Source organism: Candidatus Bathyarchaeota archaeon, from assembly GCA_026014805.1.
GTDB lineage: Archaea > Thermoproteota > Bathyarchaeia > Bathyarchaeales > SOJC01 > JAGLZW01.
In genome coordinates this window covers 66,760-81,984 of the sequence record JAOZHR010000026.1, presented here as the reverse complement: position 1 = coordinate 81,984, position 15,225 = coordinate 66,760, and the positions used below count along the sequence as shown (strand labels likewise).

General features: G+C 42.2%; 18 protein-coding genes. 5 read left to right on the top strand and 13 right to left on the bottom strand.

The window, feature by feature from the left end; all coding sequences use genetic code 11:
- Positions 1 to 421: 421 nt before the first annotated feature.
- The 7 genes from NWE91_07245 to NWE91_07215 all read right to left on the bottom strand — a co-directional run bounded on the left by NWE91_07245 (position 422) and on the right by NWE91_07215 (position 5,685).
- Positions 422 to 616 carry a hypothetical protein gene (locus NWE91_07245; protein MCW3986183.1) on the bottom strand — a complete coding sequence of 65 codons (195 nt, stop codon included), beginning with the start codon at positions 614 to 616 and terminating at the stop codon, positions 422 to 424.
- 73 nt (positions 617 to 689) lie between these two features.
- Positions 690 to 1,790 (bottom strand): DNA topoisomerase IV subunit A, encoded by a 1,101-nt coding sequence (locus NWE91_07240; protein ID MCW3986182.1) that lies wholly within the window; start codon positions 1,788 to 1,790, stop codon positions 690 to 692.
- Positions 1,759 to 3,288, bottom strand: coding sequence for a DNA topoisomerase VI subunit B (locus NWE91_07235; protein ID MCW3986181.1), 1,530 nt, complete (start codon positions 3,286 to 3,288; stop codon positions 1,759 to 1,761). The genes NWE91_07240 and NWE91_07235 overlap by 32 nt, the downstream gene beginning before the upstream one ends.
- Before the next feature lie 160 nt (positions 3,289 to 3,448).
- Positions 3,449 to 4,024 carry a KH domain-containing protein gene (locus NWE91_07230; GenBank protein MCW3986180.1) on the bottom strand — a complete coding sequence of 192 codons (576 nt, stop codon included), beginning with the start codon at positions 4,022 to 4,024 and terminating at the stop codon, positions 3,449 to 3,451.
- Positions 4,017 to 4,814 carry a serine protein kinase RIO gene (locus tag NWE91_07225; protein MCW3986179.1) on the bottom strand — a complete coding sequence of 266 codons (798 nt, stop codon included), beginning with the start codon at positions 4,812 to 4,814 and terminating at the stop codon, positions 4,017 to 4,019. The genes NWE91_07230 and NWE91_07225 overlap by 8 nt, the downstream gene beginning before the upstream one ends.
- Positions 4,815 to 4,959: 145 nt before the next feature.
- A complete protein-coding gene (locus tag NWE91_07220; protein ID MCW3986178.1) occupies positions 4,960 to 5,256 on the bottom strand; it encodes a DUF424 family protein in 297 nt (98 codons plus the stop codon).
- Positions 5,257 to 5,277: 21 nt separating this feature from the next.
- Positions 5,278 to 5,685: a translation initiation factor IF-2 subunit beta gene (locus NWE91_07215; protein MCW3986177.1), complete on the bottom strand. Its 408-nt coding sequence runs from the start codon at positions 5,683 to 5,685 to the stop codon at positions 5,278 to 5,280.
- Between the two features lie 84 nt (positions 5,686 to 5,769).
- Between NWE91_07215 and NWE91_07210 the strand changes: the two genes are divergently transcribed.
- The 4 genes from NWE91_07210 to NWE91_07195 all read left to right on the top strand — a co-directional run bounded on the left by NWE91_07210 (position 5,770) and on the right by NWE91_07195 (position 9,608).
- Positions 5,770 to 6,027: a hypothetical protein gene (locus tag NWE91_07210; GenBank protein ID MCW3986176.1), complete on the top strand. Its 258-nt coding sequence runs from the start codon at positions 5,770 to 5,772 to the stop codon at positions 6,025 to 6,027.
- Positions 6,028 to 6,074: 47 nt separating this feature from the next.
- Entirely contained in the window at positions 6,075 to 7,475 is a 1,401-nt protein-coding gene (gene gcvPA / locus NWE91_07205) for an aminomethyl-transferring glycine dehydrogenase subunit GcvPA (protein ID MCW3986175.1), read from the top strand.
- On the top strand, positions 7,475 to 9,013 hold the full coding sequence (gene gcvPB, locus NWE91_07200) for an aminomethyl-transferring glycine dehydrogenase subunit GcvPB (protein MCW3986174.1): 1,539 nt from the start codon (positions 7,475 to 7,477) through the stop codon (positions 9,011 to 9,013). The genes gcvPA and gcvPB overlap by 1 nt, the downstream gene beginning before the upstream one ends.
- Before the next feature lie 319 nt (positions 9,014 to 9,332).
- Positions 9,333 to 9,608: a MoaD family protein gene (locus NWE91_07195; GenBank protein MCW3986173.1), complete on the top strand. Its 276-nt coding sequence runs from the start codon at positions 9,333 to 9,335 to the stop codon at positions 9,606 to 9,608.
- A gap of 100 nt (positions 9,609 to 9,708) precedes the next feature.
- Here the strand turns inward: NWE91_07195 and NWE91_07190 are convergent, their stop codons facing one another.
- The 5 genes from NWE91_07190 to NWE91_07170 form a co-directional block, all read right to left on the bottom strand.
- Positions 9,709 to 9,996, bottom strand: a complete 288-nt coding sequence (locus NWE91_07190) for a hypothetical protein (GenBank protein MCW3986172.1) — start codon at positions 9,994 to 9,996, stop codon at positions 9,709 to 9,711.
- 220 nt (positions 9,997 to 10,216) lie between these two features.
- Positions 10,217 to 11,158 carry a hypothetical protein gene (locus tag NWE91_07185; GenBank protein ID MCW3986171.1) on the bottom strand — a complete coding sequence of 314 codons (942 nt, stop codon included), beginning with the start codon at positions 11,156 to 11,158 and terminating at the stop codon, positions 10,217 to 10,219.
- 316 nt (positions 11,159 to 11,474) lie between these two features.
- Positions 11,475 to 11,894, bottom strand: a complete 420-nt coding sequence (locus tag NWE91_07180) for a hypothetical protein (protein MCW3986170.1) — start codon at positions 11,892 to 11,894, stop codon at positions 11,475 to 11,477.
- A 120-nt stretch (positions 11,895 to 12,014) separates the two neighbouring features.
- On the bottom strand, positions 12,015 to 12,971 hold the full coding sequence (locus tag NWE91_07175; protein ID MCW3986169.1) for a transcription initiation factor IIB: 957 nt from the start codon (positions 12,969 to 12,971) through the stop codon (positions 12,015 to 12,017).
- Positions 12,961 to 13,224, bottom strand: a complete 264-nt coding sequence (locus NWE91_07170) for a Gar1/Naf1 family protein (protein ID MCW3986168.1) — start codon at positions 13,222 to 13,224, stop codon at positions 12,961 to 12,963. The genes NWE91_07175 and NWE91_07170 overlap by 11 nt, the downstream gene beginning before the upstream one ends.
- 163 nt (positions 13,225 to 13,387) lie before the next feature.
- On the opposite strand from NWE91_07170, the gene NWE91_07165 reads away from it, so the two are divergent.
- Positions 13,388 to 14,005 carry a hypothetical protein gene (locus NWE91_07165; protein MCW3986167.1) on the top strand — a complete coding sequence of 206 codons (618 nt, stop codon included), beginning with the start codon at positions 13,388 to 13,390 and terminating at the stop codon, positions 14,003 to 14,005.
- 1 nt (position 14,006) lies between these two features.
- Here the strand turns inward: NWE91_07165 and NWE91_07160 are convergent, their stop codons facing one another.
- Positions 14,007 to 15,134, bottom strand: coding sequence for a DDE-type integrase/transposase/recombinase (locus NWE91_07160; GenBank protein ID MCW3986166.1), 1,128 nt, complete (start codon positions 15,132 to 15,134; stop codon positions 14,007 to 14,009).
- Between the last annotated feature and the right edge of the window lie 91 nt (positions 15,135 to 15,225).

The following is a 15,225-nucleotide window of genomic DNA, read 5'->3' as shown; positions in this document are numbered from 1 at the left end:
CTGGTTTGTGGTTGGCAGAAATTCTCAACTGGAACCACAATAACTATATCGGCTTGCTTGGGCACGGCACATTTCACTAGACGAAGTCTTTTGGAGGCTTATGAGGCTGTAAGGAAGCTGAAGCCTACAGATTCGGTGGTAAAGCCTAATATGCCGCATTTTCATCTTTTGGATGGCAGTGTATCTCTAAACCGGAGCGTGAATCCTGTGTGCGGAGATGCGAATCTGTTGAGATTGCTGAATGCGCTGGACAATAAGGATACGAAGATTCGACTTATTGACATGTTTGAGAGGGAGATTGCGACAAACATTAGACGGTTGCAGCCTCTTTCTAGATTGTGGTGGTTTTCTTTTGTCGGCTTTGCTTTAGTTTTGAGCATTCTACAGAAAGAAAGCATTCGGTTGAATTGTGAGTCAATAACTATTGGGTTTTTGCAAGAATCATGAAAAATCCGAGAACTATTAAAGCCAAACCGCCCACAGTAAACAAGATGGGGTATATCAAACTAGGACTTATTGTGGTGATATAGATTACTATTGATCCAATGAGAATTATTATTAGAGCAAAGAATTTCTCTGCAATTGTGAACCCTGTTAGATCTCCTTTGTTGCTCAAATCAAAACACCTTTGTAACTGAGGTTTACATATGATGGCCTAGGTTTTATTTTAATCTTCTTAAGTACTTCTTTTATTTTATTGCCTCTAGTTTAGCTGGTAGATACTCATCTACAATGTATGTGAGGCCATAACGACTGAATGCTTCCTGCTCTGCCTTTTTCCGAATTTTCATGAAAGTCTTTATTTCCCGTTGCCACAGCTCGTCTTTGTAGCGTGGGTCTCGGTGCAACTCGTGAAGCCGTTTCATGTCGATTTCGGTCAAAGGGTCGCTTGGCAACTTATAATCGATTATATCCGTTGCCCAAACACCGCTCCATTTGGCGTCAGGTGTTGTTAAGCCTCGAAGATGTGCAGCGTTGGCTGAACCAGAAATTATGACCATGGCAATGTGCATCCCCCATGGGTCTGCATCCGTCAAAATGCAGACCGGTAATTCCAACTCCTTGTTGAGTCTGCGAATGAAATGGCGAGTAGATCGAGGAGCTTGCCCTGCGGTTAAAACAATCAGTGCATTGTATTTTTTGTGCACGTTTTCTTCGATAAACCTTGTGAATAGGCCGCCTTTCTCGATAGCAATTACTTTGTCTGCGCTGGTTTTCACGAACTCGCTGTATGTCAAAGCTGGGCCTATCATTAGTCCATCTGGATGCGATGTCAGATTCATCTGTCTTCCTTCATAGCCTGGCACGGTGTATTCGATTGTTAGGTCGCCGAAGATGGCTGAACGTTCTTCTGGGAAGACATTGAAGTCTTCTCTGGGAAGACCTATTACTGTTTCCAAATCTGTGATCACGTTGTCTGACTCTGATTGGTCCTTGAAGGACATATTGTAGGCTTGGGCTGAATAGTAAACGTCTCGGAGGGTTGAGGTTTTGCGTTGAGTTGAGAGTTGATGGGCAAAGAAAGCTGTCCAAACTAGCTGTGTGAAGGGGCGGATGTGACGGATGTTACGAGTGCTTCGCTTGACTTTTCTCTCTCCTAAGATGTACTGGCGAAGCTCTGGGCTGTAGCAAATATTTTCTGTGGAGCGGCTGGGCATCTTGATCCACGGGAACTCGCCTTGCTCCATTTGGTGATAAAGTGTTTCACCAAACTTTTCTAAGTATACAGCTGCTTCCTTCTTCTCTAATGCTGAAATGTTATTTTCCTGCTTCTTTTCCTCCAATGATATTCACACTCTCTAACAGCTTTCTAATGTCAGGTTCTTTCTCTCTACCGGCAAGTTGTGTGGAAAACTTGGCGATCTTTGGCAAATATTTTGAAAACACACTTAATCTTCTCTTCTCCCTTTCCACGTGTTCACGTTTTGACAAAAATCGTTGGAGATGTCGAGCTGCTCCTCGTATGCCGTTCAGGATTTCCCTTTTCACTTCAGGTCTATCTGCAATAAACTCTTTGCCCACAGTTTTGTATGGAATTTTCGTACTGCAGATATGAACTAGCACAGCTACAGGCATGTCTTGTGAGACCTTGTATCTACGCCAATTCATACTTTTAACGACACGAAACGACACATCACTCGCTTCATCATAGAGAAGCGGAATACGATTGGCAAAACGGTAGAGCACAAAATCACCTCTTTTTGGAATGTCTCCGCCATAAGCTATTGCCGCTTCTACAATGAAAGGATGACCTGCATAAGTGGAAGGTTTACGTTGACAAACTGCTATAAATTCTGGTTTCAATTCCTTCAAAATTCCAGCCCTTAACAATTCTTCCCCAAGAGGTGACAGACAACTGGCACTTGGCGGTCGGAACTCTTCAAAGCGCTTCATCCTTTGCACAAGCCTCACAATGTCTTGAGGACCCAACTTCTTTGGATTTCTTGTCTTTGGAATGGCAGCAAACTCCAGAAATTTGTGTACTATCCTTTCGCTGACTCGATGAAAATGGGTTCTCATAAAATCTACCATGTTTCGATGCGGCGTCACTTGTATGAGGCGCTTAACGGTTTCCACGTCCACGCCATAGGGGTGAGGTAAGGTTTCTTTAGGTGAAGGCGGCATCTTCGTTGTTACACGTGTGAACTTGTACAAGCGTCCCTTCGGGTCGACAAAGGTTATGTTGGCGTAAGGATTTACTAGTGCAGTTTGCTTCAAGTATTCCACGATCTTTGGCATAGCGCGGAAATAGTCGCCTTCAAGGTTAAACTCTACGATTGTTCCATGCCATTGTTCCTTATTTATCAAAACTTTGCGTTCCAGAATAATCGGCCTGTTCCTTTGAATATCAATCATTATGCTATATTGATAAACTTTCGTGGAGCCTGTGCTGGAGACTACGTAGGCAGGCTTGTGAGTAGTAATTTGTCCGTAGAGAACAGCCATTGTGCCACCTAGTCCGAAGGTTCCCCTAGACTGCTTCAGTTTGTACTTTGAGCCAAAAAGCACTTGTCCAAAAGCTGAGGGGATGTGGCGTGAGGTGATTCCTGATCCATTGTCTTCAACTCTCAGCTTGTACACTCCTGACTCTGGGCCACCTTCACCATAAGCTAAGCGAACATATATGTCTGGAGGGACTCCTACGAGTTCTGCGGCATCTAACGAGTTTTCTACCAGTTCTCTTATGGAGGCGAATATAGCGCGGGATGGATTTGTGAAACCTGCTATGTCGCGGTTACGATAAAAGAAGTCGGCTGGACTAATTTCTTCGAACGCCTGACTTACCATCCCACTTTCTCCGCCTTTTGACTGTTAGTAGGTATATGTTGTTACGTGCAAAAATATATCTTTTCACAACTGTTGAAGCAATTTTCTGCGTGGCTTAGGTTTTTGGGTTGTTTACCGCCTAGATGGGGCCAAAGAAGCATACATGCGGACGCTTTGCGCTTCAAATTTTCTTGTAGGGTCTTTTCCACAGCTCCATCTTTTTTTTCTTCAACTCTCTCCTCTTTGCGTGCAAAAATCTATACACCGACCTGTGCAAACGTCCGCGAATAAACATCTCTATAGCTTGTCGAGCAATTTCAGCCTCTTCAATAGCGCCAATAATGCTAATTGTATGGCCATACACTGACACATAGGCGTCCGTCAGTTCCTCAATAAATCTCCTAGTCTTTCCATCTCTACCAATAATTCTCCCACTCAACCGCTTAATGTCAGACTCCGATTTTCCGACAAAATCCCTCAAATCAATAATTATTAGCATAGCCTCATCGTCATCCAAGAGCCTTCCAGCTTTCTCTGGAGAGAAACCTCTGCCAATGGCCAAAATGACTTCTTTTGCCCTGAAAAGCATTGAAGGATCGGCTGTTTTGGGCGCAAGGTTAATGCTTACGTCGCCACTTTCACTGTTGACTTCAAGCCGTATCCCAAGTCTTCTTTCAATAAGCTCTTTTGTGGACGCATTCGGGCCAATGAGAGCACCTATACGGCTTTTGGGGATTTTCACAAAAGTGCTAGGCATTGCCATTCTCTGTGACTTTCCTGTACGTCTCATCAACTGATAATACTCTTACTCCTAGCCTTTTGAAGTATCGGTTAAGATTTTGCAGGTCACGTTTAAGAAAAGTGGTTGCCATGGGATGGGAAAGAAGGACAGCCTGTGCCATGTCGAAAAGAACCGGTTTGCCTCTCCATACCATTACGTTGTATTCACTTATGTCGCTGTGAACCAGTTCTACTCTCTGGTAGAGTCTTCTGACATATTCCAAGAGCTCATTGTAAATGAATTCGGGATTTTTAGGAGGCAATTCTTTCAATTCTGGGGCGGGATAACCATTTTTACCTATGAATTGCATTACTAACACGTTTTTTCTTATTGCAATAGGTCTAGGAACTTTGACTTTTGCTCTTAGAGCTAGGTGCAAGTTTTTGAATTCTTTCGTTGCCCACGCAAAAACTAGGGATCGCGTGTCATGTCTTACATGCCTAAATCTGGGATCGCCTTCGATGTATTGGAGTTTGCCTTTTTTGAACTCTGCTGCTACTGTTAAATAAATCTTGATAGCTAGCTCTTTCCCATCTCGATCTTTTCCCCAATAAATTCTTGCCTCTTTTCCAGCTTTTACAACGCCGTGGATTTCGTCTATTGTCCCTTTGTTTAAGAGCTCATATATCGTCATAAGAGTGGATTTGTCGAAAACTTCTTCCATAACCATTCGTTCAGATGAAAGGTCTTTACGCAGCAACCGTTGCTCCCGCTCGTAACGGTCTTCCTTGCGGGCAAGGCGTTTCATTGCTTTGCGTTCAGACATCCCAAATTCCCTTTTTTCTGTCATCTTATTGGACAAGGATTCTTATAAATTGGGTGAATCGCATCTCTTGCCATGTCAAATCTGAACTGACCTCAAAAAGGCTCTGTTCCATTCCTTAAATAAGTGTTGCTTTAATATATTCTATCTATACTTTCACAATTTGAGCGTGGGGAACGCCTGCAATCTCTAGAACAGCATCTGGATGCACTAACCCCTTTTCTACAGCTTTTTTAACGATTCTTCGTCCAATCATGTTAACTATAGTTGATTGCTGAATCAAGTCTACAGCCTCTTCTAGGCTGACTAAGGCGCCCTTGTAGAATTCTTCGCGGATATGGAAGACTATTTTCCCTTGTTTCAAAGTTTTACCTAACATGTTAGCATCGCACATTGCCAGCAGGATACATTCTCTCCGTCTCTGCAGGTTTATGTAAACGTCCAATGTTTTTTCGCTTCTATGAGTTTAGACTGCTTTTACTGATGATTTTGCGCCACACGCCTCACACACTAAAAAGAAGAGACGCTTCTCTTTCACGATTCTCGTATCTGGACGCTTGCAAACAGGGCATATGACGAAGTTTTCAGTGTATATGCGTACTAAGCGTTCAAGTGTATTATGGGGAAACTTACCCTGAAAAGTGGCACGTGTCTCTTCCAAGGTGGCAGCTGTAGCCATTTCATTTGTCAAAAATTTCATCAAATGACGTGGGTCGCGATTTAGTGTGTCTGCGATTTCCTTGAAGTTATGGATGTAAGTGCGCATACCGATTACAGAGGAACGCACTCTAGGAATTTCAAAGCGTTCCCTAGTGTCTTTTTCCTGTGGAAGTTGAGATTGAGCACGCTTTAGAAGTTCTTTGTAGCTTTTCATCATCGATGCCTCCATGTTCAGTTGCTTAAGGAGAAGGAAATGAAGTTTAAAAGCTTTTAACAGTTTAATTGGATAACTTCAGTTTTGACCACAGTTGGTGTCTATAGAGAAACAAGAAGTAAACTAGCAAAGTTTCGGAAAATTGAGGTTTTAGCGATTAACATGGAAACTTCCGCCCTTTGTGCCGTTGCGAAGCATCGAGGCGTAGAAACAGCTTCGGCACATGTGATCTCTGACATTCTGAACGCATCTGGATGGCAACCAGCCTTCAACAAAAAGCAAGTTTTGAGCAACACAGAGACTCTATTAAAGATGGTTGCAGAAACGCTTTCAAAAACTTAAAGACATAGTTAAGAGAATTCCTATTTCTCGTTTGCTGGTGAAAACTCTTGGCTGAGCCCTATACCCATCCTTATATTCCAAATTCGAAGCCGGAAATCAAAAAAGCAATGATGGAAGAAATTGGCATAGAAAACATCGACGAACTGTACTCTGATGTTCCAAAACGATTTATGCTAAAACACAGGTTGAACCTGCCAAGCCCAACATCTGAATATGAAGTTAAACGCCACATAGAGTCGCTATTGGCTAAGAACAAAACCTGCCAAGATATGCCTGTTTTTTTAGGTGCTGGGTGCTGGCCACACTACGTACCTGCTGTGGTTGATAATATTGTTCAACGAACCGAACTTCTTACCTCTTACACACCTTATCAACCTGAGATTTCGCAAGGCATGCTTCAATTACTCTTCGAATATCAAAGTATGATATGCGAACTTACTGGCATGGACGTTGCTAACAGTTCCTTGTACGATTGGGCTTCAGCGCTAGGAGAAGCTGCGCGAATGGCCATGCGCATAACTGGTCGTCGAGAAATTCTGGTTCCCAAGGTTATTCACCCTGAACGCTATGCCACGTTGGAGACGTACATAGAACCGATAGGGATGGATGTTCAAAAAGTAGGTTACGAAAGAACAACTGGACAGTTGAACCTAGAAGATTTAGAGACAAAAATTTCTGACAAGACTGCAGGTATCTACATTGAAAATCCTTCTTACTTAGGCTTTGTTGAAACGAAAGGCGAGGAAGTTGCAGAAATCGCTCATAACCAAGGAGCCTTATTTATTGTCGGTGTCGACCCCATTTCACTTGGGGTTTTGAAAGCTCCTGGAAATTATGATGCAGACATTGTTATTGGCGAAGGGCAACCTCTCGGAAACCCTATGAATTTTGGCGGTCCTCTGCTCGGAATTTTCGCCTGTAGGGACGACATGTCAATGATTCGGCAGATGCCTGGGCGAATTATTGGCATAACGACCACTCGAGATGGAAGCAGTAAAGGTTTCTGCATGGTGCTTCAAACTCGTGAACAGCATATTCGACGGCAAAAAGCTACATCTAATATCTGCACTAATGAATCTCTATGCGCTGCTGCATCTGCAGTTTATTTGGCGCTACTTGGACCCAACGGCTTGAAAGAACTCGGCGAAACTATTATGCTCAAGACGCATTATGCTATAAAGCGTTTGTCAGAGATTGAAGGCATAAGTACACCTGTTTTCCAATCGCCCCATTTTCAAGAGTTCACTATGAACTTCGCCAAATGGCGTATTAGCAACGTACATGAAAGATTACTGAAACGTAATGTTCAAGGCGGAAAGGACATCTCAAAAGAGTTTCCAGAACTTGGTGAAACGGCACTTTACTGTGTCACAGAGGTGCATTCAAAAAAGGACATTGATGAATTAGCCGATATTCTGGAAGAAGTTCTGCGAAGAGGTGAGAATTAATGACAGATTTCAAGCAAGCACGCTGGAACGAACCTGTTATCTTTGAGCTTGGACGCAATAGTCGTAGAGGCTACATAGTGCCTAAGATTGAGAATTCTATTAGGCAAACGCTAGGCGACGTACAGACTTTGCTCCCTGAGAAAATACGTCGCCAATCGCCTCCAGAACTGCCTGGACTATCAGAGGTTGAAGTTGTTCGTCACTTCACTAGGCTTTCTCAAATGAACTATTGTGTAGATTTGGGACTTTACCCTCTTGGAAGTTGCACGATGAAGTACAATCCAAAAATCAACGATCTCTTAGCTAGCTTGCCATCTTTGACTCAGCTCCATCCATACCAAAATGAGAAGAACGTGCAAGGCACGCTTGAAATTCTCTACGATCTAGGTAAGTGGCTCGCTGAAATTACAGGCACCTACGAAATCTCACTTCAACCTGCAGCAGGGGCGCATGGTGAATTTTTAGGTGCCCTCATAATGCGGGCTTTCCACAAGCTTAACGGGAACCTTTCAAACCGTAGTGAGTTCATAATACCCGACTCTGCTCATGGGACTAATCCTGCGAGCGCCACAATGGCTGGCTTTAACGTAATAATTGTGCCTTCCGACAAAAGTGGATGCATAGATATTGAAGCTTTAAAAACAGCCGTTTCAAACCGAACAGCTGGTTTGATGCTAACCAACCCAAATACGTTGGGCATTTTTGAGGAAAATATCGAAGAAATAGCAGACATAATTCACGATGCTGGCGGGCTGCTTTACTACGACGGTGCAAACCTCAACGCAATTCTCGGCAAGGTTAGGCCAGGCGCAATGGGCTTCGACATAGTTCACATAAACATCCATAAGACCTTTGGCACGCCGCATGGTGGGGGAGGACCTGGTGCAGGGCCAGTAGGTGTATCTGAAGAATTGGAAAAATTTCTTCCTGTCCCACGAATAGTTTTTGATGGTGAGAATTATCATTTGGACTATGATAGGCCTAGTAGTATTGGTAAAGTCAGAAGTTTCTATGGAAATGTGGCGGTTCTCCTCAGAGCATACGCTTACATACTTAGTTTAGGCGCAGAAGGATTGAAAGAAGCCGCAGAGGTTTCGGTGTTAAACGCAAACTATCTAGTTAAGAAGATGGAAGGAATCGGTGCTTATGAGCTGCCCTACGATGCAAAGAGGCCGAGGAAGCATGAATGTGTATTCAGCGCAAAACCTCTTCAGAAAAGGGAAGGTGTAAGGGTCATAGACATTTCTAAACGACTCCTTGACTATGGGATTCATGCGCCCACCACTTATTTTCCATTGATTGTGGAAGAGGCTTTGATGATTGAACCGACGGAATCTTTTGAAAGAGAGGAGCTTGACCGCTTCGTTGAAGCTATGCGGAAGATTGCTGAAGAAGCAGAGGTTAACCCAGATATCGTTTTGAGAGCGCCCAGAAACACTGCTGTTACGAGGTTGGACGAGGTAAAAGCTTCACATCCAAGAACCATGGCGCTAAGCTGGAAAATGTATAAGAAAAAAGGCTCTCAAAAAGCACTGTGAAGAAGTAATCTTATTGGACAAAAATAGCTTTTACTCACTGAAAACCGAGTAGAATATTATTTAACGCGTTGGGAGAAAGTTCGAAGTCGTTGCAGTGCCCAAAATCCTAAGATTGAGTCGACGTTTACTGAGAAATGGCAGAGAATAAGAGGGAGAAAGGAGAAGCTAAGAATATTATCTTACAGGTTTTGCATTTGGTTAATTTCCAAGTTACATTCGAACGTTCTCAGCGATGCTTAAGTTTTGACTTCTCTAGGAAGGTTTATTTTTAGATTTCCTACATTGACTTTTAAAGGTCGTATCTGTTTTGAAGGTTTCGGTGCGATTGTTTACGATGTTGCGTGAATTGGCTCAAAAAGGTGATGAGACCTTGGAATTCGATGTGGGATTCGTTACTGTCAAGGATGTCTTGGAAGAACTGGTGAGACGGCATGGGAAAGAGTTCAAAGACTACTTATATGATGAAAAAAGGAGGGTGCGGGAGCATTTGCAGTTGCTTGTTAATGGGAAGAGTGTAAGCTTGTCGGAGGGGTTGGAGACGCGGTTGAGGGAAGGCGATGAGGTAGCGATTGTTCCGCCTGTAGGCGGCGGCTAACTCTTTCTGCTTGCTTTTTATCGGTTTAGTTTCTTTTCATAGATTAGTTCAATTGTGGGTTCTTCGCTGTTGAAGCCAGTTTCAGTGAGAGCGACAGAGATTATAGGTATGTTACACGCGAAGGCGTAGACGTTTGCGATCTCTTGTTGGCAGGAGTAGGCACGCGCGCTCGCAGCCATGCTTCGCCAGGTTTTTGCAGTGAGACACGCATTATGCTTACGGGTTTGCTGTTTAGTGTGGCTGTGAGTAGTCTGGCCTGTTTTTCCTTTAGCCATCTGTCCCAGACGTTGGCGATGTAGTCGCCCAAGTTGAACGTGTGTTCACAGAATTTGAAGACTACTTCTTTGTCACTTTGTTGGGCTGGGCGTATTGTGGGTTGGTTCTGCATGGCTGAAAGAAGAGACTATTCTATTGTATTTAAAAGTGGAGATTTCTAGTGTGCATCACCCTTAAACTAAGATCTGTATTTTAGGCTCTAGAATATTTGTGCAACCTTGTGTATGTGCAACTCCTGATCCTCTCCAGTTTTTGTATGGTTCCAAATGGAAGCCTAATGGAGGCCAAATGATTTATGCACACGTAACTTTAACATCAAAGTTATGACTATGTTATTTCTTGAACTCAAATGAACAGGCAGAGGCTGAAAAGCCCCATCCATAACCAAGCGTTAAAACAACGTCACCTTTTGCAAGTTTGTTTCTAGAAACTATTTTTTCAAGGATAAATGGCAAACTTGCTCCGGCTAAATTTCCATACTCCTTAAGCACTTCATGGGACTCTTCAAGTTTTTCAGGTTGAATCCCGAAGTGTTCAGCTATGAGGTTAAGTATCTTTTCGCTGCCGGTGTGGATTGCCAATTTTCTCGTGGCTTTCATGATTTTTTCAACATGTTCTCCAACCAGTTTTCTAAGAACCAGAGAAATGTATTTGACGCCGAGTTCTGGAATTTCTCTGTCTAGGTGTGAGTAAAAGCCGAAATTGAATGGCTCGTTTAAGGCTGTCAGTCTGGTGTAACCAGCTAAATAATCCATCTTTTTAAAATTCGTGACTTCCACAATTTTATCAAAGGACAGGCCGCTTCCCTCATTTGACACTATGATGCTGGCTGCCCCGTCTCCAAAGAGGAAAAACTCCATGGCGGCAATCCATTTTCTCAGCTCCATCTGCCTTCTATCTTTGTGCATTATCGAGTTAATTTTGCTGATTTCCATAATGTCTTTCATGCCTTGTACTTGATTATAAAACCAATATGAATTTACCCCAGAAATGCAAAGCAGAACGAAACCTCTTGGGTGCGCCGCAAGATAGTTTTGAGCGAGCTCAAGTGCTTTCGTGAAGGCTGTACAGCCCATTCCTTGAACATTGACATGGTTAACATAAGGGTTAAAGCCAAGTTTCCGAATCAGAAGCTGGCTGAGACCTGGACACAAAAATGGGTTCGCATCATAAGCTGCAATAAAGTAATCTATTTCTCTAATAGAAAGGCCTGCATTTTCGACAGTGTGTTTACAAGCCTCTAGGCAAAGGTTGACTAGGCCCGTTTCGCTCAAAATAGTCTCTGATTTTGAAGGTGAATCAGCATATTTGACTAAATGTCTATTTGAGACTCCTAAATTCATGATGTTCCTTTTAATACCATCCGGAATCTGGCATGGAAAGGCTTCCATGAGTTCATCTGTTGAATACCTACTTTTAGGTGCGGCCGTTGATAACTGCAATATCTGCATGTCAGTAAGAAGGATGAACGGAATCATAAAAAGATTTTTAATAATAAGGGTGAATGAAAGAGAAAAAATAAGCTTCTATTTGTCGAATTTTCTTCATGGCGAAGCTGAGCGAACGCTTATTGAGGTAGACAATCGTTATTCAAGATTCCATTTCGCCAACGCCAAGTAACTGTTTTAGCGACTGCACTTCTTCTCTTAGCATTCCGATTTCGCTTTCCAAGGCACTAGCCTTAGCCTCAGCCATTTTTTTCAATCCGTTAATTTCCAATAGGAGGTTTGCTCGTTCTGTTTCTAAAGTTTTTAGTTTTTCTCTCAGGTTTTTCAGCGTATTCACCAGTTCTCCCTCGATTCCTTTAATCTTTTCCGCCACTCCTTTTATGCTTAACTCTTTTTTCTCTTCTCTTTTCCCGCCAGTACGGAATTTATTTCCACATTCTGGGCATTCAAACATTCCAAAAACAATCTCGGTGGTGCCACCAGGTTTTGAAGTCTTTCTCGAAATAGACCATGTCTTGAAAGGAACGGTGACTTCAGTTTCACACTTTGGACATTTAGCCAAGACTTGCAGCTCCAATATGATTAGGCAATATTTTGCTAAAATGCTTTGTTATCATAAAGGCTGGTTTGGTTCGTCATAGTGGCAACTTGTGCAAGAATCTAAAAAAAGAAAGGGTGAAGGCTACATGCTTATTGCGAATGAGAGGCGTTCAACAAGTTCTTTGTAACGGTTTCTTATGGTTACTTCTGTGACTTGCGCAATTTCAGCGATTTCTCGTTGAGTCTTTCTTTCTCCTGTTAAGACAGATGCGATGTAGCTTGCAGCTGCAGCGATACCTGTGGGGCCTCTTCCTGAAGTCAATCTCAACTCCTTTGCGGTTGCCAAGATCTTATGAGCTATCTCTTCTACTTTGCCCTGCATCGTCAACTGATTCGAAAACTTCGCGATATATTGACTTGGCTTAAGTGGTGGAATAAAGTAATCAAGTTCTTTGACGAGGAAACGGTAGCTACGGCCAACCTCCTTCTTGTTTATGTGTGAAGCTTGGGCAATTTCTTCCAAAGTTCTTGGAAGAGTACACTGCCTACAGGCAACATATATTGCAGCAGCAGTTACGCCTTGAATAGACCGACCGCGAATTAGACGTGCCTTTACAGCCCTTCGATAAATTACTGAAGCGGTTTCGAGAATGTTTTTGGGCAAGCTGAGGGCATTAGCAATGTTGCTAATTTCTGAAAGTGCATAAGCCAGATTCCGTTCCGTAGCATCTGAAACTCGAATACGCCGCTGCCATTTTCTAAGACGATAAACCTGTGCCTTTTGGCCAGGTGAAAGACGCTTGCCATAAACATCTCGGTCGTGCCAGTCAATCACAGTGGATAAGCCTTTATCATGAATCGTATATGTTAACGGCGCACCTACCCGTATTCTTTTAGCCCGTTGCTCATCGTCAAATGCCCTCCATTCAGGTCCCGTATCCTGAAGCTTTGCAGCAATGACAATACCGCAATCCATGCAAACAATTTCAGCAGTCTCATAATCACGTATAAGGCGGTCGCTTCCACATTCTGGGCATTTTTGAACTTTTACTGGCTGAGTGGAAGCAGAAGTAATCGTAGAGCTTCCTTTATCTTGCATACTTTCTCTTCTCCTTTCTCCTTGCTGTAGAGGGAATCGTGTAAAGTGTACTTTTAATCAAGCTTTGCGGCTCTGTTATTATAGGTTTTACTGAAACGTAAGGTGAGGAAACAGGACCGAAAACATCGAAAACAGAACCAACATATCTTAGGTTTTCATCTACAACTTTGTCGCCGATTTTTGGCTGAAGTTTTGCCTTTAGAATTAAATTCCGACTTACACTTACGTGAAGCACATGACCTAAATGCTGCAAATTTCCAGATCCCCTCACAAAAGGACAAAAAACTCAAAAACTTCGCCTTATTTAAACCTTGTGCAACCGGGTGCTGTATCGTCTATGTCGGATTTGAAATGTGGTTTTTTTCGTCGGATAAACATTTTTTGCTTAAATGCGAAGATGAATATTAGTGTTGATTATGGTTCAAGACAAGACTATTGTGAAAATGGTCTCATTGGCATATTTTGGTTTTTCAATTGCTCTAGCCATCTATTACTATTCATTCTTGAACATGAGAGACGAGAGATTCGGGGCATTAATTCTAGCTCTATTTCTGGGGTTTTTTGCTATGTTTGGCGGTATAGGATATGTTCTGAAAATGTTTAGTGAACCCGACTTTACAATCGAGAACTCATGGGTAAAGCTTCGTAACGCTGGCACTAAAGACGAGTATAAAGACCTATTTTTACGAATCAGAAACAAGGGAAAAACCAAAGCAATAGATTGTAAGGTTAAAATAAAAGTAAAAGGTCGTGGGGAAGACGACTATCAGCTCATTTTGCCACATCCAGTCTATGAAAGACGTACAAGTATCAATTCTGGTGATAGAATAATCGTTCAACTATGTCAAGTGCCAAAGAAATCACTTAATGTCGCTATCCGCACAATCCTTCAGCAACCTCTCGTACTTCCTAAAGGTGAGAAATATGTCCTAGAAGTGAGAATGACTGGTGATAACTTTCCAAGAAAGAAACTCCATAATATTGAATTAGACCTTTCTTCATGGGGAAATGTTGGAATCGTATTAGACTGTTGAATTAATTTCCGTTTCTACTTGCGTTTTGAATTAGAGTTTTCCACTTGTTCTTTCCTTCAACGTTTATTCCACATGCTTCTGCGGGTGTTTTGCCGTTCAAACCTTCGTGGGTTCTAATGTAGTTATGAAATATTTGGTATCCCTTAAGTATTGGAGTGTCTTTCTTTTTCAATCCTCTCATGACTTTTTCTCTATCACGAATTTCTCCGTTTAGTCTTTCCATTTTGTTGTTGTTCTTGTCGCCTCGTATTTTGATGTGTCGTATGTGGTTGGTTCTTGGATTTCTAAGTGTCCAGAACTCTTTCTTGTATGCGTCATTGTAAGCTGGAAGACCGTCAGTTATCAATGTCATAGGCTTTTTTCCAGTTACCTTCTTGGCTAACTGAAACAGCTTTCTAGCATCATGCTTAAACTTGGTTTCTGCAACTTCTTGAGCTATCCAGCAACGTGTTTCATCATCCATTATAGCGAAGACGTATTTCATGTCGCCTTTGAATTTTACCCAAAGTTCGTCAGCTCTCCAAGTGTCAGAAACTTCTGGTTTTAGTTTCTCGATGTATTTTTCCATTAAACCGATGTACTTCTTTATCCATTTGTAAACCGTTGAGTGTACAACTTCCACGCCTAAAAGTCTCAACGATTTCTGAGTGTTCCTTAAAGATTCTCCACTGAAGTATAGTTGCAATGCCGTGGTTATTGCTTGGGGGCTATGTTTCATCTTTTCAAATCCTACATTGAAAGAGAAGTATTGTTGACAGTTTCGGCAGTAGAACTTTTGAATGTCTGTGTGTTTGTTGTGTCGGACTCCATCCTTTACTATGTTTGTTGATTTACAGTAGATGCAAGAAGAAACATTGTTTATTGGAGTTATTCGTTTAGATTCTACTCGTTTCTTTAATGCTAGAGAAAAATTGACTGCGTAGATGTGTTTGCATTTAATGTGTCGGTAAATATGGTCTGGGCAACTACACATCCAACCTATACTCGTTTTCAAAACCTCATATTTGCCATTACCCGACTGACTTTTCACTTCAAAAATAGTTTCTTCAAAAAACTTCACTTGACCGCCTATAATCGCTATTGTTTTTCCCCGTTCTTTTCGAGCGGTTTGTTGTGTAGTAGTTATCATTCAATCACCACATATCTCTCTATCTCTATAAATACATAAATAAGTATAAAAGGTTATCGGTTTATCTCTCCAAACCTAAAACCTTTTATGT